This is a genomic window from Limimaricola variabilis (assembly GCF_014195545.1).
Lineage (GTDB): Bacteria > Pseudomonadota > Alphaproteobacteria > Rhodobacterales > Rhodobacteraceae > Limimaricola > Limimaricola variabilis.
In genome coordinates this window covers 53,188-78,853 of sequence record NZ_JACIBX010000010.1, presented here as the reverse complement: position 1 = coordinate 78,853, position 25,666 = coordinate 53,188, and the positions used below count along the sequence as shown (strand labels likewise).

Here is a 25,666-nt window from a genome sequence, read left to right as displayed (position 1 = left end):
GTGAGGTGATCCGATGAACACGATCCAACCAAGCTTCCGCGACCGGTTGGCCCAAGGGCTGACGCCCTATCTGTTGCTGTTTCCCGCCATCGCCATCGTCGCCGGGGTACTGGGCTACGCGGTAGTGCGGGGCATATTGATGTCATTCTACCAGATCGAGGTCTGGGAGCCGGGCCAACCTTTCGTGGGGTTGCGCAATTACAGGGATCTGTTCGGATCGGACGGGTTCCGCAATTCGCTGGTCATCTCGCTGATCTTCGTCGGCGCCACCATCGTGATCGGCGTGCTGATGTCGCTGGTTCATGCGCTTGCCCTGAACCAGATCCGTTTCGCGCGCAGCCTGTTTCGCGCCATCGCGCTGATCCCCTATCTCGTTTCCGGTGTCGCGACGGCCGTCATGTGGCGGTTCCTATTCACCGGCGACAACGCCATTGTCACCCAGATTTCCGGCGCACTCGGCTATTCCACGGTTTCCTGGCTGGCCGATCCGACCAAGGCGCTAATGGTGATCACCATGGCGAATGTCTGGTTCATCGCGCCGTTCTCGACGCTGATCCTGCTGGCCGGGCTGCAGACCATCGATCCCGAGCTCTATGCCGCCGCCGACATCGACGGAGCCTCCGCACCGCAGAAATTCGTCCATATCACGGTTCCCTCGATCGTGCCGATGCTGTCGCTGGCGCTGATGTGGCTGAGCTTCGCGAGTTTCAACATGTTCGACATCATCCTGCCGCTGACCGGCGGCGGCCCGGGCCGGTCGACCGAAGTGCTGGCCGTCTACATGTACCAGCTGGCGTTCCGCGACCTGAACTATTCCACCGGGGCGGCGGTGATGATCGTGATCCTGATCATCAACATCGCTCTGAGCGCGGTCTTTCTCCGTGCCGCCGGGAGGGCGCAACATGACAAGTGAAACCGGCATCGCCTCCAAGGGCACGCGCTTCGCAGCCTGGACCGCCCTTGTCCTGCTGACGATCTGGGCCGTGCTGCCGATCCTGTGGTCGCTGTCGGCCTCGTTCAAGACGCCGCTGACGCTCTACTCCGAGGGCTTCATCCCCGAGAATCCGACACTCGACAATTACGGCCGGGTCCTCTCCTCGGAAGGGTTCTATCAGTATCTCGGCAACAGCCTGTATCTCGCGATCACCTCCACCGTCCTGACACTGTTTGTCTCCGTGCTGGCAGCCTACGGCTTCGCCAGATACGCCTTTGCATGGCGGCATGTCCTGTTGCTGTTCATCCTGGTGCCGCGCATCCTGCCGCGTGCCAGCCTGATCATCCCGCTCTACGACGTCATCGCTCGGCTCGACCTGCTCGATACCTATACGGTGCTGATCGTCACCTACACCGCCACCGCAGTCCCGATGGCGACCTGGATCCTGATCGGCTTCTTCCAAGCCGTGCCGCGTGAACTCGAGGAAGCGGCGGCGATCGACGGCGCTTCGATCTGGCAGCGGATCTGGGGGATCGTGGTGCCGATCTCGCTGCCGGGAATGGTGACGGCCGGCATCCTGTCGCTGCGCGAGGCATGGAACGAATTCCCCTTCGTGCTGGCCTTCACTACCTCGGGCGACATGCGCACGCTGCCGTTCCAGCTGTTTGCCATGCGCGACAACATGGGGCTGACCGACTGGCCGCTAATCAATGCATTCACGATCACCACGATCATCCCGATCCTGTTTCTCTACCTGCTGTTCGAGCGGCAGATCGTCAGCGGCCTGACCAGCGGCGCCGTCAAGTAACCCTCGCGGAACCTAACTCAGGAGATGGCCATGGCCTCGGTGACATTATCGGCCCTCAACAAGACCTATGGCATGGTGGAGGTGATCCAGAACCTCGATCTCGAAATCGCGGATGGCGAGTTCGTCGTCTTGGTCGGCCCGTCCGGCTGCGGAAAATCGACACTTCTGCGCATGATCGCCGGGCTCGAGGCGATCACCGGCGGCGAGGCGCGGATCGGCGACAGGGTGGTCAACACCGTCGCGGCCAAGAACCGCGACATCGCCATGGTGTTCCAAAACTACGCGCTCTACCCGCACAAGACCGTTCGTCAGAACATCGGGTTCTCGCTGAAGATGCGGAAGTTTCCGAAGGCCGAGATCGAACGTCGCGTCGCCGAGGCGGCCGAGCTTCTCGCGCTCACCCCGCTGCTGGATCGCACGCCGCGCGCCCTGTCCGGCGGGCAGAGGCAGCGGGTCGCGATGGGGCGGGCGATCGTGCGCGATCCTTCCGTGTTCCTGTTCGATGAGCCGTTGTCCAATCTCGACGCCAAGTTGAGGGTCGAGATGCGTGCCCAGATCAAGGCGCTGCATCGGCGGCTGGGGGCAACTTCAATTTACGTGACGCATGATCAGGTCGAGGCGATGACGATGGGCGACAAGATCGTGGTCATGCGCGGCGGAGAGATCCAGCAGGCTGGCCGACCGATCGACGTCTACGATGCACCGCGCAACGTCTTCGTCGCGGGGTTCATCGGCTCGCCCTCAATGAACCTGATGCCGGCCACGACCGACGACACAGGTCTCACGCTGTTCGGCGTGACGTTTCCATGGGAGCAAAGGCGTCAGGCCGAAACGCTTCCCGAGGATGTCGTCTGCGGTGTTCGCCCGGAAAACTTTCAGCTTTGCGCGCCAGAGGACGGCATCGACGGCGTGATCGACGCGATCGAGCCGATGGGGGGCGAGACGGTGGCGACGGTCGCGGTGGGTGAGGCGAAACTCACGGTCCTCTATCGCGACCGGCGCCCGGTCGCGGTAGGCGAGCGCGTCGGCCTGCGCCCCGACCTGGCGACGCTGCACGTCTTCGACGCGCGGACCGAACTGCGGCGGTGAGCCGTCGGAGCGCGCGGGCCGGTCAAGCGGACTGCCGCGCGGCCTCCGGGGGGGACAGGAGCCGGATCGTCGTTTCTGCAACGTTGGCCGGGGTGAAGATGGTCTCCCGCACCAGCAACGCCGCGCCATGCAGGCCGGCGGACGGATCGTGGGGGGCCATCGAGATGGTCAGGTCGCGTGTCGCCAGCGACAGGCAGCGCTGGTAGACGATCTCGCGCACGCCGGAGAGCAGGTGTTCGCCGGTTTCCGCCATCATCCCGCCGACGACGATCCGCCCGGGATTGAGCACGCTGACGAGGCTGGCGACGACCTCGCCCACGACGCGGCCGGCGCGGCGCACAAGCTGGATCGCCTCGGGTACGTTCTGACGCACGAGATCGGCCACGTCGCGGGCGGTTTCAGCCTCGATTCCCAGCGCCCGGAGATCGCGGGCGATCGCCCATCCGCCGGCCACGGCCTCGACGCAGCCGAGCTTGCCACAGCGGCACAGCTTGTCCGGCTCGGCCGTCAGCTGCATGTGGCCGACATCACCGGCCGCGCCGTTGGCGCCGCGAAAGACGAGGCCATCGGCGATGATGCCGCAGCCGATGCCGGTCCCGACCTTGATGAAGACGATCTGCGCGGAGCGGTCCTGCATGCCCGCGACGGTGGAGATGGCCAAGAGGTTCACGTCGTTGTCGACCATGACCGGCACCGGAAGGCGACGGGCGAGATGTCCGCGAATGTCGAAATTGTCCCATCCGGTCATGACCGACGGCCCCTCGACCGTGGCGGCCTGAAAGTTGACCGGTGCAGGAAGGGAAAGGCCGAGGCCAGCCAGCCGCCGACCGTCGCCGCCCAGCCGTGACATCAGGTCTCCGATGCCGTCGGAGATCAGGTCGAGGGTCTCACCAGGCGGCTGGCGGATGTCGAAGGCAGTCGTGTCCTCGATCAACAGCCGCGCGTCGAGATCCGTCAGTCCGAAATGGACATGGGTCTCTCCCAGATCCGCCACCGCGATCAGCCCGGCATCCTGATTGAGGGTGACCGGCCGGGTCGGGCGTCCGCCGGACGACTTGGTCCGCTCTGCCTCCACGATCAGCCGATGCTCGAAAAGCTCGTTGAGCCGCTGGCCCACTGTGACGCGGCTGAGGCCGGTGGTATCGACCAGATCGGACCGCGACATGTCCCCGCGGGCCAATGCGATATGAGTCAACAATGACAATGCCCCGTGAGAGGGATGAGCGGACGTCTTGTCGGAGGAGGGCAAGTCACACCTGTCATTCTGCATCGACATGAGTGTAAAGGCCCGCGCGCGTCACGGAAAGGAGATATATACGATTCTTTACAAAAGTCCGGCGCTGCCGCCTGCCAGCTGCCGGTGTGCACGGTTAGGCTGCATAGATGGTTGGAAAAGCTTGTCAGGGGTGAAAGTCATCGAGGAAGAGCTTCGCCTTATCCTACTGACTTACAATATAAACCCATGCTTATGAAAAATATAATACTTTAGCATCAATACTTATGTATTGATTTTATCATAAACTGAAGATCTACTCCGCTCATCCCGGTAAGCCGGGAGATTTCTGGGGAGGAGACCCAAATGAACATCAAGAAAACCGTCGCCCGCACTGCGGCGGCCGCGCTGAGCCTGGGCATTCTTGCAAGCAGTGCGTCTGCACAGGAACCGATCATCGTCGGCTTGATCACCAAGACCGCCTCAAACGCCTTCTTCGCCAAGATGGACGAGGGCGCCCAGGCCGAGGCCGACAGGCTCGGCGTCGAGCTTCGCTCATTCGCCGGCAAGTTCGATGGCGACAACGAGACCCAGATCGCCGCCATCGAGAACCTAATCGCGGCCGGTGCCAGCGGCATCCTGATCGTCGCCAGCGACACCAAGGCCATCGTGCCGTCTATCGAGAGGGCACGGGCCGCAGGTATCCTCGTGATCGCGCTCGATACGCCGCTCGATCCGGCCGAGGCCGCCGACGCGACCTTCGCCACCGACAACGTGATGGCGGGCCGGCTGATCGGCCAGTGGGCCGCCGGCACGCTGGGTGACGCGGCCGAGACCACCAAGGTCGCCTTCCTCGATGCGCTCGAGAACCAGCCCACGGTCGACGTCGCCCGCGACCAGGGCTTCATGATGGGCTTCGGAATCGACGCCAAGGACCCGAGCCGATATCTCGACGAGGATGATCCCCGCATCGTCGGCCATCGCTGGGGCCAAGGCTCCGAGGAGGGCGGGCGCACCGGTATGGAGATGCTGCTCCAGCAGGCACCCGATCTGGGCGTGGTCTATACCATCAACGAGCCGACCGCGGCCGGGGCCTTCGAGGCGCTGAAGGCCGCCGGCGTGCAGGACGACGTGCTGATCACCTCGGTCGACGGCGGCTGTCCTGGCGTGCGCGACGTGCAGGCCGGGGTGATTGGCGCCACGGCAATGCAGTTCCCGCTGAAGATGGCGGCGCTCGGCGTCGAGGCGGTGGTCGAGTTCGCCCGGACCGGCGAGAAGCCGACGCCGACCGAGGGGCTCGATTTCTTCGACACCGGCGTGAAGCTGGTGACCGATGCGCCGGTCGAGGGCGTGCCCTCGATCACCTCCGAGGAAGCGCTGGAGGAATGCTGGGGCTGATCGGGCCCGCCCGAGCATCCCTCCACCTCCCCGGGGGCCGTGCCACCGCGCGGCCCCGTCCCCTCTCATGATCGGACACGCAGATGACTGATGAAAAGCTCGCCGTGCTGCGGCGCGGGCCTGCGGATTACGAGGTTGCGGCTGCCGGAGCCTCCAGCGACACCGCACAGTTCGCCGAAACCGATGGCGGGTGGCTGCGTCGGATCCAGACCTTCCTGAACGAGTATCCGACCACCGTTCCCCTGCTGGTGCTGCTGCTGGGTGTCGTGCTGTTCAGCTGGATCTCGGGGCGGACCTTCCTGCATCCCTACAACCTGTCGCTGATCCTCCAGCAGGTGACGATCATTGGGACCGTCGGGATGGCGCAGACGCTGATCATCCTGACCGCCGGCATCGACCTCTCGGTCGGCGTCGTGATGATCCTCACCACGGTCGTCGCCGGGCGCGCCGCGGTCAGCTTCGGACTGCCCGCCGAGTTCATCTTCGCCATCGGGCTGTCCGTGGGCCTGGGCTGCGGCTTGCTGAACGGCCTTCTGGTGGCCGTGTTCCGCCTGCCGCCCTTTATCGTCACGCTGGGCACCTTCGCGATGATCGGCGCGATGGTTCTCTATGTCTCCGGCTCGCAGACGATCAGCGGCCGCGAGCTGGCCGAGACCACGCCGAGCCTGCTGCTGACCGGGACATCGTTCCGGATCGGAGGCGCGCAGCTGACCGTGGGCTCGATCCTGCTGCTCGTGCTGGCGGCGGTGTTGTGGTTCGTGCTCGCCCGCACCGCCTTCGGCCGCCACGTGCACGCGGTGGGCGACGCCCCCGACGCCGCGCGCCTGTCGGGCATCAACGTTCGTAACACGCTTCTGGCGGTCTACGTGGTGGCGGGCGCCATCTGCGCCTTCGCCGGGTGGCTGATGATCGGCCGGGTGGGCGCGGTCTCGCCGACCTCCGGCGCGCTCGCCAACCTCGACTCCATCACCGCCGTGGTGATCGGCGGCACCAGCCTGTTCGGCGGGCGGGGCTCGGTGCTCGGCACCCTGATCGGCGCGCTGATCGTCGGAGTGTTCCGCAACGGCCTGGCCTTGTCGGGCGCCGACATCCTCTGGCAGGAATTCGCGGTCGGCCTGCTGGTCATCCTCGCCGTGCTTCTCGACCAGTGGATCCGAAAGGTGTCGCAATGAGCACTCCCGTTCTCAAGGCCCGCAACCTCGTCAAGAAATTCGGACGCGTCACAGCCATCGACCATGCCGATTTCGACCTGATGCCCGGCGAGATCCTCGCCGTGGTCGGCGACAACGGCGCCGGCAAGTCGACGATGATCTCGGCGCTGTCGGGCGCGGTGCAGCCCTCGGCTGGTCAGGTCTGGCTGGAGGGCAAGCCGGTGCAGTTCGCGTCGCCGCTCGAGGCGCGGGATGCCGGGATCGAGACCGTGTATCAGGGCCTGGCCCTGTCGCCGGCGCTGTCGATCTCGGACAACCTGTTCCTGGGCCGGGAGCGCCGCAAGGGCGGGATCTGGGGCCGACTGTCCCGTGATCTCGACCGCAAAGCGATGGATGCCGAAGCCCGAAAACAGCTCACGGCTCTGGGCCTGACTACCGTGCAGAACATCAGCCAGCGGGTCGAGACGCTGTCGGGCGGGCAAAGGCAGGGCATCGCGGTCGCCCGTGCCTGTGCCTTTAGCAGCAAGGTGGTGATCCTCGACGAGCCTACCGCTGCCCTTGGCGTCAAGGAATCGCGCCGGGTTCTCGACCTGATCCTCGCCGTGCGCGCTCGTGGACTGCCGATCGTGCTGATCAGCCACAACATGCCACATGTCTTCGAGATCGCGGACCGCATCCACATCCATCGGCTGGGGCGCCGCCTGTGCGTTCTGCCCACGTCCGAAACGACCATGCCCGATGTCGTGGCCATGATGACCGGCGCCATGGCGCCCCCGGTCGTCCATAAGATTCCCGAAGGAGAGCCAGTTCAATGACCAGCAACACGACAGATATGGCTAATGCCATTCGTGCGCTCAGCATGGACGCAGTCCAAAGGGCCAATTCTGGCCACCCCGGTATGCCGATGGGCATGGCTGAGATCGGCACGGCGCTGTGGCGGCGGCATCTGAGTCACAATCCTGCCAACCCGGACTGGATAAACCGCGATCGGTTCGTCCTGTCCAACGGGCACGGCTCAATGCTCATCTATGCGCTGCTGCACTTGAGTGGCTACGATCTTTCGATTGACGATCTCAAGGCCTTTCGGAGCTTGCACAGCAAGACGCCCGGCCATCCCGAACGCGGCTATACCCCGGGCGTCGAGACTACGACCGGACCGCTGGGGCAGGGGATCGCGAACGCCGTCGGCATGGCTATCGCGGAGAAGGCGCTGGCTGCGGAATACAACCGCGACGGCCACCACGTCGTCGACCATTACACCTATGTTTTTCTCGGCGATGGATGCCTCATGGAAGGCATCTCGCACGAGGTCTGCTCGCTCGCCGGTACGTTGGGGTTGGGCAAGCTAATCGTGCTTTACGATGACAACAACATCTCGATCGATGGCCATGTCGATGGCTGGTTCACCGACGACACGCCACGACGCTTTGCCAGCTACGGCTGGCAGGTCATCGCCGATGTCGATGGCCACGATGTCGATGCGGTCGACCGCGCCATCGCCGAGGGCCGGGCCGATGCATCGCGCCCAACCTTGATTTGCTGCAAGACCACGATCGGCAAGGGCGCCCCCAACAAGGCCAACAGTCATGACAGCCACGGCTCGCCGCTGGGCGATGCCGAGATCGCCGCGACGCGCGCCGCCATCGGCTGGCCGCACGAACCCTTCGAGATCCCCCGCGAGATTGCCGAGGCGTGGGACATGCGCAGTGAGGGCGAAATCCGCGAGGCGGAATGGACTGAGCGCTTCGCCGACTACCGTCGAGCGTTCCCCGATCTGGCGGTCTCTCTCGAGCGGCGGATGGCGGGAGACTTGCCCGTGGACTTCGAGACGCAGGCCGAGGCCTTTATCGCTCGGATCGGGGCCGAGACGGCCTCCGTGGCCACTCGCAAGACCAGTCTCGATGCGATCACCCATTTTTCCCCGTTGTTGCCGGAATTGATTGGTGGTTCGGCCGATCTGGCCAGTTCCAACCTAACGAACTGGTCCGGGATGGATCCGATCACGGCGGAGCAAGGCGGCAACTACATCTACTACGGCGTGCGCGAATTCGGCATGGCGGCAATCATGAACGGCCTTGCCGCCCACGGCGGGATGCGGCCTTTTGGTGCCACTTATTTGACCTTCTCGGACTACTCCCGCAACGCGATCCGTATGGCCGCACTGATGAAGCTCGGGACGATCCACGTGCTGACCCACGACTCCATCGCACTGGGGCAGGATGGTCCGACGCACCAGCCGATCGAACATCTCGCCAGCCTGCGACTAATGCCGAACCTTGACCTCTGGCGACCTTGCGATGCGGTGGAAGCCGCGGTCGCTTGGACTGTCGCGATCGAGAACAGGGCCAAGCCGACCGTGCTCGCGCTCAGCCGTCAGGGTCTGACCCGGCAGGATCGCACCCCCGAGACTGTCTGCGAGATCCGCCGGGGCGGCTATGTGCTCCGTCGCGAAGAGGGCGCATTGGCGGCGATCCTGCTGGCCACTGGTTCGGAAGTCGAGATCGCGACCGCCGCCGCCGCGCGGCTGGCAGAACGCAATGTCCATGTGCGCGTCGTGTCGATGCCGTCGACCGGCCGCTTCGACAGCCAGCCAGCGGAATACCGCGATTCGGTGCTGCCCGCGAGCGTTCCCGTGGTGTCCATCGAGGCGGGGGCCACCGGCGGCTGGCACAAATACGTCGGGCCGAACGGGCGCTGCATCGGCATCGACAGCTTCGGAGAATCCGCCGCACCCGATGCGTTGTTCGATTATTTCAGGCTGACGCCTGAGGCGGTCATCCAAGCCGTGGAAAGCCTCGGATCATGACCCGTCACGTCATCGGCCTCGATTTCGGCTCGGCCTCGGCCCGTGGCGTGCTGCTCGAGGCCGACACCGGCCGGCAGATCGCATCGCATGTGCATGCGTATCGTCATGATACGCTGACCACCGGATTGCCGTGCGGAGAACCGCTGGCGCATGGCTGGGCACTTCAGGTTGCCACCGATTACACCGAGGCCGCCGAAGCGATTCTCAGTGCAATCGGCAGGGGCCGCGAGGTGGCGGGCATCGGTATCGGCTTCACCGCCAGCTCGCCAATGCCGACGCTGGCCGACGGCACTCCATTGTCAGTACTGCACCCGGAGGATCCGCATGCCTATGTCAAGCTGTGGAAGCACGGCGCCGCCCAGGGCCAGGCCGATCGCATCAACGCGACGGGCGGGGCTTTCATGGATCGCTTCGGCGGCAAGGTGTCGGGCGAATGGCTGTTGGCCAAGGCCGCCCAGATCGCCGAGGAAAGTCCTGAGAGCTGGGATCGCACGGAGCGTTTCATTGAGGCGGGCGACTGGCTGGTCTGGCAACTGACCGGGCACGAGGTGCGTAGCCTCGGCTTCGCCGCCTACAAGGCGCAATACGACCCGGACACGGGCTATCCCGACAATGTCGTGCCGGGCTTGGCGACGCGGCTGGGCCGGCCCGAACCCGTTGGCAACATAGCCGGTCACCTGTCGTCGGAGTGGCTGGCGCGGACCGGGATCATCGGTCCCTGCGCCGTCGCCGTGGCGGTAATCGACAGCCATGTCGTGCTGCCCGCCATCGGAGCGGTCGATCATGGTTGCTTTGTCGGTGCACTCGGCACCTCGGCAGTTTCGCTCATGCTCACCGACGCCTATCGCCCGCTGCCAGAGGGGATCGAAGGGACGGCCCATGACGGGTCGATCCGCGGCCTGTGGTGCTATGAGGCCGGGCAGGCCAGCTTCGGCGACATGTTGAGCTGGTTCGTTAATGCGTTTCCGCGTGGCGCTGATCGCGATGAGAGTTTCGCCCATTACAACGCCGCCGCCGGCTGGCTTGCACCGGGCGAGAACCGGCTTCTGGCCTTGGACTGGTGGAACGGTAACCGGGTGCCGCATGCCAATTCCGCGTTGAGCGGCCTGTTCGTGGGACTGACCCACCGCAGCGACCCCGTGGGTATGTACAGAGCGCTCCTCGAGTCGCTGTGTTTCGGAATGCGGCTAATGGTCGAGCTTTACGAGGCGGGTGGGTTCGAGATCAATCGCGTCGTGATGACCAGCGGGCTGGCGGCTCGCAATCCGCTGCTGATTCAGATCATGGCCGATGTGCTGGGACGCGATGTTGAGGTTCCCGAGATCGCTAATCCCACCGCAGTCGGTGCCGCGATACATGGCGCGGTCGCATCGGGTCTCGTCGCGGATTTCGGTGAAGGCGCCGCGCGGTTCGGCACCACCACCGCGCGAAGATACCGCTCCGATCCCGGGGCCCATTCCGTGTATACCCGGCTTTATCGCCAGTATGAGGCGCTAACTCGTGATCCGGTACTGATCGCCGCAATGACCGCGCTCGGCGACCTGGCGGCGACCGGTCCCGCCGGGATCAGGGAGAGCGCGGAACGGGTAGAGGACTCCCGCGCTCGCCTTCAACAGATCACCTTGGAGGCCGATTGATCGCAAGCGTTCTCGATCAACTGCGCGAGATAACGACGGCGGTTGCAGATACCGGCGATCTGATGGCGATGCGGCGATATGCGCCGGTCGACTGCACCACCAACCCGTTACTGGTGCTGGCCGGATGTTGACTGAGGTCGATGCCTGTCTGTCCTTCGACACCGCCGGGTCGGTGGTCCGCGCGCATGAGATCATCACTGATTACGCAGCGCGTAGCATGCCGCAGGATCGCGCCCTCATCAAGCTCGCGGCGACCTGGGAGGGTATTTGTGCAGCGGATATCCTCCAGGCCAAGGGCATCGATTGCAACCTCACGCTACTGTTTTTACTGGTCCGAGCGGCCGCTTGTGCTGATGCCGGGGTCTATCTGATCTCGCCCTTCGTAGGGCGGATCACCGACTGGCATTGGAAAGCCGACAGCGTCGATGGCTATGCCTCCGACGTCGATCCAGGGGTGCGGTCGGTGCGGCGGATCTTCGACTACTACAATTCCAGTGGCATCGGGACCATTGTCATGGGAGCGTCGTTCCGCAACGTGGCGCAGATCAAGGCGTTGGCTGGGTATGACAGGCTGACCATCGCTCCGGCCCTTCTGTGCGAGCTGTCGCAAGATACCTCTGAACTGCCCCATGCTCTGAGACAGGAACAGGTCGTGGAGATGGAGGTCCGGGAGGTGGGCGAAGCCAGGTTTCGCGGGGAAATAAAAGTCGACGCGATGGCGACTGAGAACTTGGCGGAAGGCCTCCGGAACTTCGACGCCGATCATAGAGGCTGATTTGCTTATTTCATGTAAAACACATTAAATTCAAATGCTTAACCTACTTAGTGGGCGGCAGGCTGGCCGTCGGGCATGCGCGTTGAGGGACACGAGAAGTGATCCGTACGGCCATAGCTTGCGTTGCGCTCATGAGTGTCAGGTCCAGTTCGTTCGACGCGTTTCGCGCCTACTGACCATCCGGAGCATGGAAGGAGCGCCATGAGGTGATGGTAGCTACCGCCAAACGTGCCCGTGCCATGAATATTCGCTGCAAGCGCTTGCTCGTCATTCCATCCGCGTGACGCATCCAACCTCCTCGAGCAGTGTCGATCAAAAAGACGGCAGAAAAATCGCTCCGAGACCTGGAGGAGTTCTGAGCAAAATTTACCAAAAGCATAGCGGCTCAGTCACAGGAAAAAGACGTGTGGGCGATTTCGGTAGCCACCAGGTCAGCATGGCCGCTATGCTGACCTGCCGGTTGGGCCTGCCTGAGTGCGCGGTATGGGCTGGCAAAGCAAGTGAGGCAGGGGGCAGTTCAAACCCCGATAGGTAGACCACGGTCAAGCCATTGAGAATGGCGCACCTGAATCTTAGTCGCTGTTAGCGATAGAATGACGGATCCCCGCTGTGCCAGGTTCAGGCATTTTTCCGCTTCGACCGGACATCGAGCCAGACGGCCACGATGATGACCAGGCCCTTCACGATCAGCTGGTAGAAGTAGGGCACCGACATCATGTTCATGCCGTTGTTCAGCGCTCCAATGATGAGCGCCCCGATCAGCGTGCCGACCATGGTCCCAACGCCGCCGGCCAACGACGTGCCGCCGAGAACGGCCGCGGCTATGGCGTCGAGTTCATAGCTCATTCCGGCGTTGGTCTGCGCCGAATAGAGACGCGAGGACAGCAGGATTCCGGATATCGCGGCCATCAGGCCCGAGATCATGAAGATGACGATCTTCATCCGGTCGACCTTGATTCCGGAATAGAGCGCCGCCTCCCGGTTGCCGCCGGTCAGATAGGTCTTGCGTCCGAAGGTCGTGCGCGACAGCGCTATGTGGTTGACGAGGAAAAGCGCGACGACGATCCAGATGATGATTGGCAGGCCGAGAAAGGCGTTGGCGCCGATCGCCGTCCAGGTCGGGTCGGTGATCATCGCCGGTGCGCCGTTGGTCGGCAGGCTGACCATCCCGCGATAGATACTCATCGTGGCCACCGTCACGATGAAGGAGGGCAGAAGCAGCTTCGCGGTAAGCATGCCGTTCACCAAGCCCATCACCGCCCCGGTCAGCAGCGTCACGAGTAGGGCCGGCGCGAAGCCCCAGCCCAAGGCGAACATCTGCGCACCGACCATGCCGGCGACCGCGATGATCGAGCCCACCGACAGGTCGATCTCGCCCAGGAGAATGACCCAGGTCATGCCGAAGGCGGCGATGGCGATGACCGCGACCTGCTGGAACACGTTCATGAAGTTGGCTACCGACATGAAGCGCGGGTTGGCGACCGAGAAGAAGATGCACAGCACCAGAAGTGCGAGCAGGATGCCGCCATACTGGCGCAGCATCGAGCGAAAGAGATCCTGCCGCGCGGATCGATCGAGCGTCGGCCGGGACGTGGTCGCGGGTGTCTGGTTCATTTCTGGCCTCCCGTGGCAAAGGACATGACCCGCTCGGGCGTCAGTTCCTCGCGCGGTGTTATGGTTTTGACCTGTCCTTCGGACATGACCATCACGCGGTCGGAGAGACCCAGAACCTCTGGCAGCTCGGAGGAAACCATGAGGATTGCGGTGCCCTCCGCCGCGAGCTGGCGAATGATGCGGTAGATTTCGAACTTGGCGCCGACATCGACACCGCGGGTGGGCTCGTCGAGGATCAGCACGCGCGGATGCGTCGCCAGCCACTTGGCCAGCACGACCTTCTGCTGGTTGCCGCCGGACAGGGTGCCGGTGATGGTTTCGATCGAGTTGGTCCGGATCGCCAACCGGGCGACCTCGGCCCGCGCTTCGGCGCACTCGTCGCGGGGCTTGAGAAATCCCTTCGCCGAGAAACGGGGCAGGGCCGCCATGGAGATGTTGGGGCGCAGGGCGTGCGACAGCACGAGCCCCTGCTCCTTGCGGTTCTCGGTAACGAACCCGATCCCGTGCCGGATTGCTTCGGTCGCCGATCCTATCGTTGCCGGCTTGCCGTCCAGCCGAATTTCGCCGGAGGCGCGGCGCATGCCGAAGAGGGCGTTCATCACCTCCGAGCGGCCGGAACCCACAAGACCGAAGACGCCGAGGATTTCGCCGGCGTGCAGGTCGAAGCTCACATCCTCAAAATCGCCCATGCGGGTCAGACCTTTGACCGCCAGCACCGGCGCCACGTGGAGCTTGGGCCCATCTCCGATCCGAGGTGGATAGATTTCGTCCATCCGCCGTCCCACCATCAGCGCGATCAGGTGATCGATCGTGGTCTCGCGGGCCTCGACGGTGGTGATGTATTCGCCGTCGCGGATGACGGTGATGTCGTCGGAGAGACGCATGATCTCTTCCATGCGGTGCGAAATGTAGATGACCGCCTTTCCTTGGGCTTTCAGCCGGCCGATGATCCGGAACAGGATCTCGGCTTCGGAGTCCGACAGCGAAGACGTTGGTTCATCGAAGATGACAACCTTCGCGTCGTGACTGAGCCCCTTGGCTATCTCCACAAGTTGGCGCTGCGCGATCGACAGGTCGGCAACGCGCGCGGTGACGCTGACGGGTAGGCCGAGCTCCTCGACCAGCTGACGCGCCCGGGCAATCAGCTTGCGGTCGGAGATAAACCCCGCGACAGCCGGCTCGCGCGTGGCGAGGATGTTCTCGGCCACCGTCAGGTTGTTGCAAAGACTCAGCTCCTGGAAAACGATCGCCAGCCCGCGTGCCGCCGCATCCTGCGGCGAGAGCGGGACGAAGGGCCGACCCTCAAGGGTGATGGTGCCAGCGGATGGCGCATGCACCCCGGCCAGGATCTTCATCAGCGTGGATTTGCCGGCGCCGTTCTCGCCGAGAAGGGTGTGAACCCGGCCTGGCCGAACGGTGAGGCTCATGCGTTTCAGCGCGACGACCGGGCCGAAGGTTTTCTCGACATCCTTCAGAGTGAGCACGGCGCTGGCATCGGGTTGCGACATGGAGGCCTCCTTTCGGTTTGCAGGCCTGGGGGCGACAAGGCGGCTGCGGGCGGGAGGAGCCCGCAGCCGCCCGCGGGCGTCACTCCTTGGTGTAGACGCCCGGCACGATCGGCTGCTCTGCCGGGACGGCTTCGCCGCTCGCGACCTTGAGTGCGGTCTCGACCGCGATCTTGCCCATCTGATCGGGGAACTGCTGGATCACGCCGACCATCACCGGGTCGGTGTCGACAGCATTGCGGGCTTCTTCCATGCCATCAAAGCCGATGACCCTGACCTGCTCCTCGAGCCCGGCCGATTTCACCGCCACGGCCGCCGCAAGCGCGGCATCGTCGCCGAAGCCGAAGATGCCGGTGATCTCGGGATTGGCCTGAAGCATGTTCTGGGCCGTCGCCAGAGCCTCGGCGCGGGTAATGCCGGTCTGCTGCGCAACGATCTCGATGCCGGGGAAATCCTCGAGCCCCTTCTTGAAGCCCTCGATGCGCGAGACCACCGATTGCACGGTTGGATAGTCGATGATCGCCACCTTGCCTTCGCCCCCGAGAACCTCACCCATCAGCTCGGCCGCCTTCACGCCTCCGGTGTAGTTGTCCGTGCCGACATAGGACGTGACCTCGACGCCCTGAGCCGGGACGTCTACGGTGATGACCTCGATCCCTGCCTGCTGGGCCTTGAGGATCGCGGGCAGAACGCCTTGGCTGTCGACCGGCGAGATCACCAGAACGTCCACGCCCTTGACGATGAAGTCCTCGACATCGGCAAGCTGCTTGGACAGGTCCTGGTTGGCGATCGAGATCTCGAGATCGACCTCACGAGCCTCGGCCTCGGCCGTCATCGCGTTGGCGATTTCAATGTAGAACGGATGCTGCTGCGTCAGCAGCGATGCGCCGATGCCGTCGGCCCAGGCTGCACCTGCGGCCAGAACGAAAGCCCCGGTGGCAAGGCTCTTGATGAGAATACGGGACATGCGGGTTCTCCTCCCTGCGATGAATGCTGAAGGGGAGCGCATGGTCGAAGTGATCGAGGGCTCCCCAGCCTCGAATGAATCATGTGTATCATATAAAATTTACGCGCGTCAATTTGTATGCAACGGTGCTTTTGTTGCGAGGAAAGCTTGTCTCCAGCGCTGGATAACTCTGGATTGGGGTTGAACGGGCGGCTGCCGAAAACTCTGAAATCGGAAGTGAAGGCCCGCTTGATGATGTAATGCGGTTGCATTACATTGTCGGCCACACGCTCGCCTTGGGAGGTTGCCATGACCCCGCTCGCTCAGGAACGCTCGAAACTGACGGATCGCTATCAGACGACGGTGCCGCGGGGCGTGCGCAAGCAGCTCAAACTCGGCAAGGGCGATGAGATCGCCTATTGCATCGAGCCGAGCGGCCGGGTCTACATCGAGCCCATGCGGTCTGGGGAAAAAGATCCTGCCCTGGCAGCATTCCTCGATTTCCTCGAAGCAGATATCCAGACGCATCCCGAACGCCTCCGTGCGTTCGATGGGGGCCTGCGGGATCGTCTCGCAGGGCTCGTGGGCGAGATCGAGATCGATCTCGACGAACCGCTTTCCCCCGAGGATGAATGACCAAGGGCGGTCCGGACGTGAATGCGCCGCTCCTCGTCAATGGCTGGTCAATCTATGCCCATCCCGTTTTCCTTGATCAGCTCGAAGGGTTGATCGAGGAAGTCGAGGCACGCCGACAACGTGACCCGAAAACCTGGCAGAAGAAGAACTGCACGAAGCGGCTCGCGGCGATCTTCAAACTGGTCTGCGAGAACATTCCTGCCGATCCCGCCGCGCCGGCTTTTCGACAGGGTGATACCTTGGGCGAACAGCGAAAACACTGGTTTCGTGCAAAATTCTTCCAGCAGTATCGCTTGTTCTACCGCTTCGACAGTTCTGCCAAGGTCATCGTGCTCGCTTGGGTGAACGACGAGCGATCCTTGCGGGCCTATGGGCGCAGGACCGATGCCTATGCGACGTTCAAGGGCATGCTGGACAGCGGCAACCCGCCGGACGATTTCGACACGCTGATGAAGGAGGCCGCGCTGGCTGCGGCGCGTTTCGAGGACGATCTCGAGACGCTCCCCGGCCGCTGAGGGCCGGGGAGCTGCGATGCGCGCGCCTCGCTCAGTGCGCTTTGAACCCGCAGGCCGCGAAGTAGCGCAGCACCGATCCCTGCACGTGCCGGGCTATCATCTCGTCCGGGGAGGTCGGGATGGTGCCGAAGTCGAACCCGGAGAAATACTGCGACACGAGGCTTTCGCTGAGCCTGGCGCCCCGCAGGTTTGTGAGCAGCTTGTCGAGCGCACCGGCGACCTGCGGGTCGCCCCAGTAATAGCGGATGCGGTCGCTGTAGCTATAGCGCTTGAGCAGCCTGATCTCCTGCGCGCTGCCCTGATAGTAATCCTGCCAGTGGTCCGGCCGCTCGGCCATGCATGCGTCCAGCGTCTCGATGATCCGGCTCGGATCCGACAGGCCCAGCTCCGCCTCGATCGCCGCCAGGGCGAAGACCGCCTCCCGGAAGCGGAAGGTCAGCTCGGGTCCGACCTTCAGAAAGAAGAAGTGGTTCGCCACGAGCTGCGCCAGAGCCTCGGTCGACTGGTAATCGGTAGAATGCGCCTCGAAGCTCAGGCCCTCGACCCCCTTTATGGCGTCCCGCAGCGGGGCGGCGGGGGCGGGATCGAAGGGATAGATCGAGGTGTGGCTGAAATCGACGCCGGGCTGGGTGACCACGGAGACGATGCGCGGCCAGACGGCCTCGAGGCCCCGCGCGGCGAAGGCGGCACGATGGGTTTCGATCGTTTTCTCGAGCCGCTCGGTCGAGGTGACGTCGAGCGTATCGGTGTCCTCGGTTTCGCCGCCGGGGATCGGTACCTCGGTCCCGATGATGTAGATCAGTGCCTCTGGTTCCGGGGCATGCTTCTCGGCCACGGCGCACAGCTCGGCGGCGCGCTCGGCAACCAGCTCGAAACTCGGCTGGGGCTCACCGCCAAGAGCCATGCTCGCGTCGAGATGGATCTTGCGGTAACCGGCCTCGGCGTATTGGCGAACCAGTTCGCGCGCCTTCTCCATGGCGCTCTCCGCCGTCTCCTTGCGCCAGGGGTTGGGGCCGAGATGGTCCCCGCCGAGGATCAGGCGATCCATGGAGACGCCGGCCTCGCTGGCCAGTTCCGTGATCCAGGCCATGTAGTCGGCCGGGGTCATGCCGGTATAGCCGCCCTCCTGGTTCACCTGGTTGCAGGTCGCCTCGATCACGATCGGCGCGTCGACCCGGCCGGCGCAGCCGAGGATGGCCCGCAGGACATGCGCGTTGGCGGTGCAGAAGCTGGGCAGGCCCACGGTGTCACCGGTGCGATTGGCCTCGATCAGGGCATGGATATCGGTCATGCGGATTTTCCTTCGGGATTGAGCGATGAGGCCAGGAAAGCCTCGATCTCGGCGGGCGTGGAATTGCCCTCCATGGGGCCGCGTCGCGTGACCGCGATGGCACCGGCGGCGTTCGCCAAGCGGCCGGCTTCGGCAAGGGGCCGGCCCTGGAGAAGCAGGGCGACGAGCGTCCCGCAAAAGCCGTCACCGGCCCCGGTGGGATCGATCTCGGTGACGGCATGGCCCGGAAGGTCGTGTCGCTCGCCATGGCCCACCAGGGTGGCGCCGCCGGCGCCACGCTTCACCGCGACGATCTCTGCCGAGGAGTCCAGCAACCTGTCGATCGCGGCGCTCTCGTCGAGATCGGGGTAGAGAAAGCCGAGGTCGCTCGTGCTGGGCATCAGGCACCAGCTTCGGGCCACGACGTATTCCAGCGCCTCGCGCGCGGCATCGTCCCGCAGCAGCTCTGGCCGGGCGTTGGGGTCGCAGGTGATCCGGCCGCCACGGGACAGAACGGCCTCGACGCCCCGCATGATGGCATGCCGGAGGGGCGCCGCGCCGAGGGAGGCGGCCGAGACATGGAGCACCAAATCGCCGTCCGGCAGCGTGCCCGCGTCGAAGGAAAAGCCGTCGGCGGCGGTATTCGCCAGATGGAAGATGAAATCGCGTCTGCCATCGTCGTAATACGACACGAAGGCCGTTCCGGTCGTGCGGCCAGGCACGTTTTCGACGCCCTCGGTGCCGACGCCGTCTCGGTCGAGCCGGTCACGCAGGAGCTGACCGAAACCGTCCTCGCCGAGGCCGCCATACATGCGCGTGCGAGCCCCCATACGAGCCGCCTGATCCAGAAAGATGGCTGGTGCGCCGCTGGGGTAGGGCCCGCTGTAATCGGCGATCGTCCTGAGGCCGCAGCCCTTCTTGTGGGAGACGAACTCGACCAGAAGCTCGCCGATCGTGCAAAGGGTGGGAGCGTCCATGAATCCTCCTCGGGCGCGCTGTTTCCCCGTCATGTAACAAAAAACTTTACGCGTGTCAAAATATCTGGTGGGATGATGCTGCTGTTGCGCTCGCTTGCAAGAGCGTCGATGACGTTTCGACCAGGGATGGGCGCAGCGAAGGACGGGGGCCGGCGGGCGATGAGGAAGCCGAAGATCAACACCATGGAGGAGTTGTCGAGCGCGATCAGCGTGTCGCGACCGACCCTGTCGCGCTACTTTCAGGACCCCGAAAGCGTGCGCAGCTCGACGCGCACCAAGATCGAGACGGCCTTGCAGCGTGTCGATTATGTGCCGAACTTCTTCGCCACACGTATGAACCGCAAGGCGACCGGCCTGATCGGCGTGATCATCCCCTACCTGAACGACCTGTTCTACACGAGCCTGCTCGAGGCGATCGAACGCGCGGCCATCGCCGCGGACTACACCGTCATCACACAGAGCTCGCATGGGGATGCGGCTCTGGAAGCCCGGGCCGTCGAGAAATTGCTGTCTATGAACGCGGACGGGGCGATCGTGGCACCCTTGGGCGCATCGAGCGACCCGGCCGCCATCGAACGGCTCAGCGCCAACCTGCCGCTGGTCTTCGTCGACTCGCGTCCCATCTCGATGCCGGACAACGCCGACTTCGTCGGGACCGACAATCGCCAGAGCATCCGCCTGATCGTGGAATATCTCTGCCGCACGGGGCCTGCACCGGTGTTCCTCAGGATGCCGCGGCTGAACTCCAACAGCCAGGAGCGCGAGGCGGCCTATTTGCGAGAGATGGAACGCCTGGGTCATGAGCCGGCCTTCGTCGAGGCGGGGGGGCAGCAGGACAGCTGGGACTTCGAGGGCTTTGCCTACGAACTTCTCGACCGGCATTTCAGCCACGGGACATACACCAAGGCCACGATCCTGTGCGCCAATGACCGCCTGGCGATCGGGGCCATTCGCGCCGCCAATCGGCACAGGCTGTTTCGGCCCGACGCGCGCGAGGCCCCGGCACTGCGCATCGCGGGCCACGATGATCATCCGCTCAGCCGTTACATGACGCCGCCGCTGACCACGGTGTCGCAGGATGCCCCTGCCATCGCCAATGCCGCGATGCGGATGCTCATGCAGCGGGTGCGGGCGGACGCTCCGCGCGACGCAAGCGCCATGGAGCAGACCTTCGAGGCGGCTTTACGGTTGCGCGATTCCGCCTGACGCACGCCAGCCGAGCAAAATTTTACGAACGTAACGTTTCTGGCCCGATTTCTGTTGACTCCTGTCTTGCCCTGCCGCAAAACTTTACTCGCGTAAAAATGGGAGGAGACAGAAATGTCCATCAAGCGCAATCTGCTCGTGTCGGCGGCCGGTCTCGCGATCGCGGCATCCGCAGCGCATGCCGAAGAGATCACCATCGCCACCGTCAACAACGGTGACATGATCATCATGCAGGAACTGTCCTCGCAGTGGGAGGAGGAGACCGGCAACACCATCAACTGGGTGACGCTGGAAGAGAACGTGCTGCGCCAGCGCGTCACCACCGACATCGCCACCGGTGGTGGGCAATACGACATCATGACCATCGGCTCCTACGAGGCACCGATCTGGGGTGCCCAGGGCTGGCTCGAGCCGGTCGGCGACATCGAGGGCTACGACTACGACGACCTGATCCCCGCCGTGCGCGAAGGCCTTTCGCACGAAGGCACGCTCTATGCGCTGCCTTTCTATGCCGAGAGCTCCTTCACCCTCTACCGCACGGACCTGTTCGAAGAGGCTGGTCTGGAGATGCCCGATCAGCCGACCTATGAGCAGATCGCGCAGTTCGCGGAGACGCTCACCGACAGGGAAAACGAGCTCTACGGCCTCTGCTTGCGTGGCAAGCCGGGCTGGGGTGAGAACATGGCCTTCATCGGCACGCTGGTGAACACCTTCGGTGGCCGCTGGTTCGACGAGAACTGGGTGCCGCAGCTCGACCAGCAGCCGTGGAACGACGCGCTGACCTACTATCTCGACGTCATGGAAAAATACGGCCCCCCGGGTGCCACCTCCAATGGCTACAACGAGAACCAGGCGCTGTTCCAGACCGGCAAATGCGCCATGTGGATCGATGCCACTTCGGCGGCTGGCCGGGTGTTCGACCCGTCTCAGTCCGACATCGCTGAGCATGTCGGCTTCACTGCCGCGCCGATCGCCGAAACCGACAAGGGCAATGCCTGGTTCTGGGCCTGGAGCCTTGCGATCCCGACCAGCTCGAGCAAGACCGAGGTCGCTAAGGACTTCCTCGCCTGGGCCACGAGCGAGGACTACGTGAACCTCGTCGGCGAGGAAAAGGGCTGGGTCGCGGTACCGCCGGGCACGCGCGTCTCGACCTATGAGAACCAGAACTACATCGACGCGGCGCCCTTCGCCGAAACGGTGCTGAACTCGATCAAGGCGGCTGACCCCTCCGATCCGACCGCCGAGCCGGTGCCCTATACCGGCATCCAGTATGTCTCGATCCCCGAGTTCCAGGGCATCGGCACTATGGTCGGCCAGCAGTTCTCGGCCGCACTCGCGGGTCAGAAGTCGGCCGAAGAAGCGCTCCAGGCGGCGCAGCAGTCGACCATGCAAGAAATGCAGGCGGCCGGTTACACCCAGTAACCTGGCCTGCATGAGAGGCGGGGCCGGCTCCTCCCAGTCGGCCCCGCCACCCTACGGTCTTCCCTCCCATCGTCACGGGTTACCGCCTGCCACCCCTCGATGCTTCTCTGCATGGGGTGGCGCGCCGTCGCCCGTCCGTCACACGACCAGAGGAACTCCGATGGCCACCCAACATTCCCGCTCCGCTGCGCGGATCATGATTTCGCCCGCCGTCGTGCTTCTGCTCGCCTGGATGATCGTGCCGCTGGTGCTGACGGTGTATTTCTCGCTGTTGCGCTACAACCTGCTGATGCCGGGCACCGAGCGCTTCGTGGGCTTTCTCAATTACAAGCTGTTCTACCAGAACCCGGCCTTCTGGACCGCGATGCTGAACACGCTGCTGCTGGTCGGCGGGGTGCTGATCATCACCGTGGTCGGGGGCATCCTCCTGGCGATCCTGCTCGATCAGCCGATCTGGGGGCAGGGGATCGTGCGCATCCTCGTCATCGCGCCCTTCTTCGTCATGCCCACCGTGTCGGCGCTGGTCTGGAAGAACATGTTCATGAACCCGGTCTCGGGGCTCTTCGCGGAGTTCTCCAAGGCAGTGGGACTGGCGCCATTCGACTTTCTCAGTCAGGCACCATTGGCCTCGATCATCGGCATCGTGTCCTGGCAGTGGCTACCCTTCGCCACGCTGATCCTGCTCACCGCGATCCAGTCGCTCGACAGCGAGCAGATGGAAGCGGCCGAGATGGACGGGGCCTCGGCGCTGTCGCGGTTCTGGTACATCACCTTGCCGCACCTCTCGCGCGCCATCACCGTGGTGATCCTGATCCAGACGATCTTCCTGCTGTCGGTCTTCGCCGAGATTCTGGTGACCACCAATGGCGGTCCGGGCAACGCCTCGACCAACCTGACCTACCTCGTCTACGCCCGTTCGCTGCTGAACTTCGACGTGGGCGGCGGCTCGGCCGGCGGTGTGGTCGCGATCATCCTCGCCAACATCGTCGCGATCTTCCTGATGCGGATGATCGGAAAGAACCTCGATGCCTGAGCAGATCACCTTCGCCGCGCGGGGCCAGACCCCGCGCACGCCCCGCACGCCGAACAGAGGGAGCGCCTGACATGGCCCGCGCCGTCTCCACCCGCCGCAAGATCGGCTTCACCATCGCCGCCTGGGCCGTTGGCCTCGCGATCTTCTTCCCGATCCTCTGGACGATCCTCACCAGCTTCAAGACCGAGGCCGAGGCGATCTCATCGCCGCCGAGCTTCCTGTTCTTCGACTGGACGCTCGAGAACTACACCACGGTGCAGGAGCGTTCGAACTACTTCCGGCACTTCTGGAACTCGGTGGTGATCTCGCTCGGATCGACCGTTCTGGGCCTGATCATCGCGATCCCGGCCGCCTGGTCGATGGCCTTCGTGCCCGGCAAACGCACCAAGGACGTGCTGATGTGGATGCTGTCGACGAAGATGCTGCCCCCCGTCGGCGTGCTGATCCCGATCTACCTGATCTTCCGCGACGTGGGCCTTCTCGACACCAAGACCGGTCTGGTGATCGTGCTGACGCTGATCAACCTGCCGATCATCGTCTGGATGCTCTACACCTACTTCAAGGAGATCCCGGGCGAGATCCTCGAAGCGGCCCGGATGGACGGCGCCACCCTGCGCGACGAGATCATCCATGTTCTGACGCCGATGGCCGTGCCGGGCATCGCCTCGACGCTGCTCCTCAACGTCATCCTCGCCTGGAACGAGGCGTTCTGGACGCTCAACCTCACGGCCGCCAAGGCCGCTCCGCTCACCGCCTTCATCGCCAGCTACTCGAGCCCCGAGGGCCTGTTCTACGCCAAGCTCTCGGCCGCCTCGACCATGGCCATCGCGCCGATCCTCATCCTCGGCTGGTTCAGCCAGAAGCAGCTCGTCCGCGGGCTCACCTTCGGCGCAGTGAAATAAGGAATATACCCATGGGACGCATCACGCTCGACAAGGTGACCAAGAAATTCGGGGATGTGGAGGTCATCCCGCCCCTCGACCTGACCATCGAAGACGGTGAGTTCGTCGTCTTCGTCGGCCCCTCGGGCTGCGGCAAGTCCACGCTGCTGCGGCTGATCGCCGGGCTCGAGGACGTCTCGGGCGGCGAGATCCGCATCGACGGCAAGCCCGCCACCGACCTGCCGCCCGCCAAGCGCGGCCTGGCCATGGTGTTCCAGAGCTACGCGCTCTACCCGCACATGTCGGTGCGCAAGAACATCGCCTTCCCGATGAAGATGGCGGGCATGCCCGAGGACGAGCAGAAGCGGCGCATCGACAACGCGGCGCGCGCGCTCAACCTCACCGACTATCTCGACCGGCGCCCCGGCCAGCTCTCGGGCGGCCAGCGTCAGCGGGTCGCGATCGGTCGCGCCATCGTCCGCGAACCGGCGGCCTTCCTGTTCGACGAGCCGCTGTCGAACCTCGACGCGGCGCTGCGCGTCGGCATGCGGATGGAGATCTCCGAGCTGCACAAGAAGCTCGACACCACGATGATCTACGTCACCCACGATCAGGTCGAGGCGATGACCATGGCCGACAAGATTGTGGTACTGCGCGCCGGCAACATCGAGCAGGTGGGCAGCCCGCTCGAGCTCTACCGCAACCCGCGCAACACCTTCGTGGCGGGCTTCATCGGCTCGCCCAAGATGAACCTGATCGATGGCGCCGAGGCCAAGAAGCACAGCGCCGAGACGATCGGCGTACGGCCCGAGCATATCGACGTCTCGGCCAGCGAGGGCACCTGGAAGGGTCGCATCGGCGTCGCAGAGCATCTGGGCTCGGACACGTTCTTCCACGTGCACGACACCGGCCTGGCGGAAACCATCACCATCCGCGCCGGCGGCGAGGTCGGCCTCCATCACGGTGACACCGTGTTCCTGACCCCCCAACATGACAAGATTCACCGCTTTGACAGCAAAGGACTGCGAGCAGCATGACACGCCTTACTGGAAAATCTGCCCTGATCACCGGTGCCGCACGCGGCATCGGCAAGGCCTTCGCCGCACGCTACGTGGCCGAAGGCGCGACGGTGGCCATTGCCGACATCAACCTCGATGCGGCGCAGGCCACCGCGGCCGAGATCGGCGCGGGCGCCTACGCGGTGCAGATCGACGTCGCGAAACAGGACAGCATCGACGCCGCCATCGCCACGGTGGTGGAGCAGGCGGGCAAGATCGACATCCTCGTCAACAACGCCGCGTTGTTCGACGCCGCCGAGACGGTCGACATCACCCGCGACAGCTACGACAGGCTCTACGCCGTCAATGTCGCCGGCACGCTGTTCACCATGCAGGCGGCGGCGCGGCAGATGATCGCCCAGGGCCATGGCGGCAAGATCATCAACATGGCCAGCCAGGCGGGCCGCCGCGGCGAGAGCCTGGTGCTGGTCTACTGCTCGACCAAGGCCGCGGTGATCTCGATGACCCAGTCGGCGGGGCTGAACCTGATCAGGCACGGCATCAACGTCAACGCCATCGCCCCCGGCGTGGTCGACGGCGAGCACTGGGCGCATGTCGATGCCATGTTCGCCAAGCTCGAAGGCAAGCAGCCCGGCCAGAAGAAGGCCGAGGTCGCCGCCGGCGTCCCCGCCGGCCGCTTCGCCACGCCCGACGACCTGACCGGCATGGCCGTGTTCCTGGCCTCGAACGAGGCCGACTACATCGTGTCGCAGACCTACAACGTCGATGGCGGCCAGTGGATGAGCTGACGGCGTGATCGTCGTCTCCAGCGGCATGCTGCCGCTGGGGGAT

General features: G+C 64.2%; 24 protein-coding genes. 18 read left to right on the top strand and 6 right to left on the bottom strand.

Annotated elements, in window-relative coordinates; genetic code table 11:
• The first annotated feature begins 13 nt into the window (after positions 1 to 13).
• From FHS00_RS13205 to FHS00_RS13195, 3 genes are read left to right on the top strand one after another with little or no spacing between them, the layout of a single operon-like run.
• Positions 14 to 913 (top strand): carbohydrate ABC transporter permease, encoded by a 900-nt coding sequence (locus FHS00_RS13205; protein ID WP_183474529.1) that lies wholly within the window; start codon positions 14 to 16, stop codon positions 911 to 913.
• Positions 903 to 1,742 carry a carbohydrate ABC transporter permease gene (locus FHS00_RS13200; protein WP_183474526.1) on the top strand — a complete coding sequence of 280 codons (840 nt, stop codon included), beginning with the start codon at positions 903 to 905 and terminating at the stop codon, positions 1,740 to 1,742. Before FHS00_RS13205 ends, FHS00_RS13200 begins: the two co-directional genes overlap by 11 nt.
• Positions 1,743 to 1,772: 30 nt before the next feature.
• A complete protein-coding gene (locus FHS00_RS13195) occupies positions 1,773 to 2,831 on the top strand; it encodes an ABC transporter ATP-binding protein (protein WP_183474523.1) in 1,059 nt (352 codons plus the stop codon).
• A gap of 22 nt (positions 2,832 to 2,853) precedes the next feature.
• Here the strand turns inward: FHS00_RS13195 and FHS00_RS13190 are convergent, their stop codons facing one another.
• Complete coding sequence (locus tag FHS00_RS13190) at positions 2,854 to 3,996, bottom strand: ROK family protein (protein WP_221188839.1); 1,143 nt, start codon at positions 3,994 to 3,996, stop codon at positions 2,854 to 2,856.
• A 414-nt stretch (positions 3,997 to 4,410) separates the two neighbouring features.
• Here FHS00_RS13190 and FHS00_RS13185 point away from each other — a divergent pair, with 414 nt between their 5' ends.
• The 7 genes from FHS00_RS13185 to FHS00_RS13160 all read left to right on the top strand — a co-directional run bounded on the left by FHS00_RS13185 (position 4,411) and on the right by FHS00_RS13160 (position 11,811).
• The gene (locus FHS00_RS13185) at positions 4,411 to 5,442 is read left to right on the top strand and encodes a substrate-binding domain-containing protein (RefSeq protein ID WP_221188838.1); all 1,032 of its coding nucleotides are present in this window, start codon (positions 4,411 to 4,413) and stop codon (positions 5,440 to 5,442) included.
• Positions 5,443 to 5,525: 83 nt separating this feature from the next.
• Complete coding sequence (locus FHS00_RS13180; RefSeq protein WP_183474520.1) at positions 5,526 to 6,614, top strand: ABC transporter permease; 1,089 nt, start codon at positions 5,526 to 5,528, stop codon at positions 6,612 to 6,614.
• Positions 6,611 to 7,408 (top strand): ATP-binding cassette domain-containing protein, encoded by a 798-nt coding sequence (locus tag FHS00_RS13175; protein WP_183474517.1) that lies wholly within the window; start codon positions 6,611 to 6,613, stop codon positions 7,406 to 7,408. The genes FHS00_RS13180 and FHS00_RS13175 overlap by 4 nt, the downstream gene beginning before the upstream one ends.
• Complete coding sequence (gene tkt / locus FHS00_RS13170; protein WP_183474514.1) at positions 7,405 to 9,399, top strand: transketolase; 1,995 nt, start codon at positions 7,405 to 7,407, stop codon at positions 9,397 to 9,399. The genes FHS00_RS13175 and tkt overlap by 4 nt, the downstream gene beginning before the upstream one ends.
• Positions 9,396 to 11,036 carry an FGGY-family carbohydrate kinase gene (locus tag FHS00_RS13165; RefSeq protein WP_221188837.1) on the top strand — a complete coding sequence of 547 codons (1,641 nt, stop codon included), beginning with the start codon at positions 9,396 to 9,398 and terminating at the stop codon, positions 11,034 to 11,036. Before tkt ends, FHS00_RS13165 begins: the two co-directional genes overlap by 4 nt.
• Positions 11,033 to 11,167 carry a hypothetical protein gene (locus FHS00_RS17875; protein WP_281372315.1) on the top strand — a complete coding sequence of 45 codons (135 nt, stop codon included), beginning with the start codon at positions 11,033 to 11,035 and terminating at the stop codon, positions 11,165 to 11,167. Before FHS00_RS13165 ends, FHS00_RS17875 begins: the two co-directional genes overlap by 4 nt.
• On the top strand, positions 11,161 to 11,811 hold the full coding sequence (locus tag FHS00_RS13160) for a transaldolase family protein (RefSeq protein ID WP_246391322.1): 651 nt from the start codon (positions 11,161 to 11,163) through the stop codon (positions 11,809 to 11,811). The genes FHS00_RS17875 and FHS00_RS13160 overlap by 7 nt, the downstream gene beginning before the upstream one ends.
• 618 nt (positions 11,812 to 12,429) lie before the next feature.
• On the opposite strand, the gene FHS00_RS13155 is transcribed toward FHS00_RS13160, so the two are convergent.
• The 3 genes from FHS00_RS13155 to FHS00_RS13145 form a co-directional block, all read right to left on the bottom strand.
• Positions 12,430 to 13,425: an ABC transporter permease gene (locus FHS00_RS13155; protein WP_183474511.1), complete on the bottom strand. Its 996-nt coding sequence runs from the start codon at positions 13,423 to 13,425 to the stop codon at positions 12,430 to 12,432.
• A complete protein-coding gene (locus tag FHS00_RS13150) occupies positions 13,422 to 14,933 on the bottom strand; it encodes a sugar ABC transporter ATP-binding protein (RefSeq protein WP_183474508.1) in 1,512 nt (503 codons plus the stop codon). The genes FHS00_RS13155 and FHS00_RS13150 overlap by 4 nt, the downstream gene beginning before the upstream one ends.
• A 79-nt stretch (positions 14,934 to 15,012) precedes the next feature.
• Positions 15,013 to 15,897: a substrate-binding domain-containing protein gene (locus FHS00_RS13145; protein WP_183474505.1), complete on the bottom strand. Its 885-nt coding sequence runs from the start codon at positions 15,895 to 15,897 to the stop codon at positions 15,013 to 15,015.
• Positions 15,898 to 16,185: 288 nt separating this feature from the next.
• Here FHS00_RS13145 and FHS00_RS13140 point away from each other — a divergent pair, with 288 nt between their 5' ends.
• Together FHS00_RS13140 and FHS00_RS13135 are read left to right on the top strand one after the other, a co-directional pair.
• Positions 16,186 to 16,512 carry a type II toxin-antitoxin system PrlF family antitoxin gene (locus FHS00_RS13140; RefSeq protein ID WP_183474502.1) on the top strand — a complete coding sequence of 109 codons (327 nt, stop codon included), beginning with the start codon at positions 16,186 to 16,188 and terminating at the stop codon, positions 16,510 to 16,512.
• Positions 16,509 to 17,027, top strand: a complete 519-nt coding sequence (locus tag FHS00_RS13135) for a type II toxin-antitoxin system YhaV family toxin (RefSeq protein ID WP_183474499.1) — start codon at positions 16,509 to 16,511, stop codon at positions 17,025 to 17,027. The genes FHS00_RS13140 and FHS00_RS13135 overlap by 4 nt, the downstream gene beginning before the upstream one ends.
• Positions 17,028 to 17,058: 31 nt before the next feature.
• Here the strand turns inward: FHS00_RS13135 and FHS00_RS13130 are convergent, their stop codons facing one another.
• Together FHS00_RS13130 and FHS00_RS13125 are read right to left on the bottom strand one after the other, a co-directional pair.
• Positions 17,059 to 18,318, bottom strand: a complete 1,260-nt coding sequence (locus FHS00_RS13130) for a class II D-tagatose-bisphosphate aldolase, non-catalytic subunit (protein WP_183474496.1) — start codon at positions 18,316 to 18,318, stop codon at positions 17,059 to 17,061.
• Complete coding sequence (locus FHS00_RS13125) at positions 18,315 to 19,274, bottom strand: carbohydrate kinase family protein (RefSeq protein ID WP_183474493.1); 960 nt, start codon at positions 19,272 to 19,274, stop codon at positions 18,315 to 18,317. The genes FHS00_RS13130 and FHS00_RS13125 overlap by 4 nt, the downstream gene beginning before the upstream one ends.
• 72 nt (positions 19,275 to 19,346) lie before the next feature.
• Here FHS00_RS13125 and FHS00_RS13120 point away from each other — a divergent pair, with 72 nt between their 5' ends.
• From FHS00_RS13120 to FHS00_RS13095, 6 genes are all read left to right on the top strand, one after another.
• A complete protein-coding gene (locus FHS00_RS13120) occupies positions 19,347 to 20,480 on the top strand; it encodes a LacI family DNA-binding transcriptional regulator (protein ID WP_246391320.1) in 1,134 nt (377 codons plus the stop codon).
• Positions 20,481 to 20,594: 114 nt separating this feature from the next.
• Complete coding sequence (locus FHS00_RS13115; protein ID WP_183474490.1) at positions 20,595 to 21,902, top strand: ABC transporter substrate-binding protein; 1,308 nt, start codon at positions 20,595 to 20,597, stop codon at positions 21,900 to 21,902.
• Positions 21,903 to 22,062: 160 nt separating this feature from the next.
• On the top strand, positions 22,063 to 22,935 hold the full coding sequence (locus FHS00_RS13110) for a carbohydrate ABC transporter permease (RefSeq protein ID WP_183474488.1): 873 nt from the start codon (positions 22,063 to 22,065) through the stop codon (positions 22,933 to 22,935).
• A gap of 71 nt (positions 22,936 to 23,006) precedes the next feature.
• The gene (locus FHS00_RS13105) at positions 23,007 to 23,837 is read left to right on the top strand and encodes a carbohydrate ABC transporter permease (protein WP_183474485.1); all 831 of its coding nucleotides are present in this window, start codon (positions 23,007 to 23,009) and stop codon (positions 23,835 to 23,837) included.
• Positions 23,838 to 23,848: 11 nt separating this feature from the next.
• The gene (locus FHS00_RS13100; protein ID WP_183474482.1) at positions 23,849 to 24,853 is read left to right on the top strand and encodes an ABC transporter ATP-binding protein; all 1,005 of its coding nucleotides are present in this window, start codon (positions 23,849 to 23,851) and stop codon (positions 24,851 to 24,853) included.
• A complete protein-coding gene (locus FHS00_RS13095) occupies positions 24,850 to 25,623 on the top strand; it encodes an L-iditol 2-dehydrogenase (protein WP_183474479.1) in 774 nt (257 codons plus the stop codon). Before FHS00_RS13100 ends, FHS00_RS13095 begins: the two co-directional genes overlap by 4 nt.
• Positions 25,624 to 25,666: the final 43 nt, after the last annotated feature.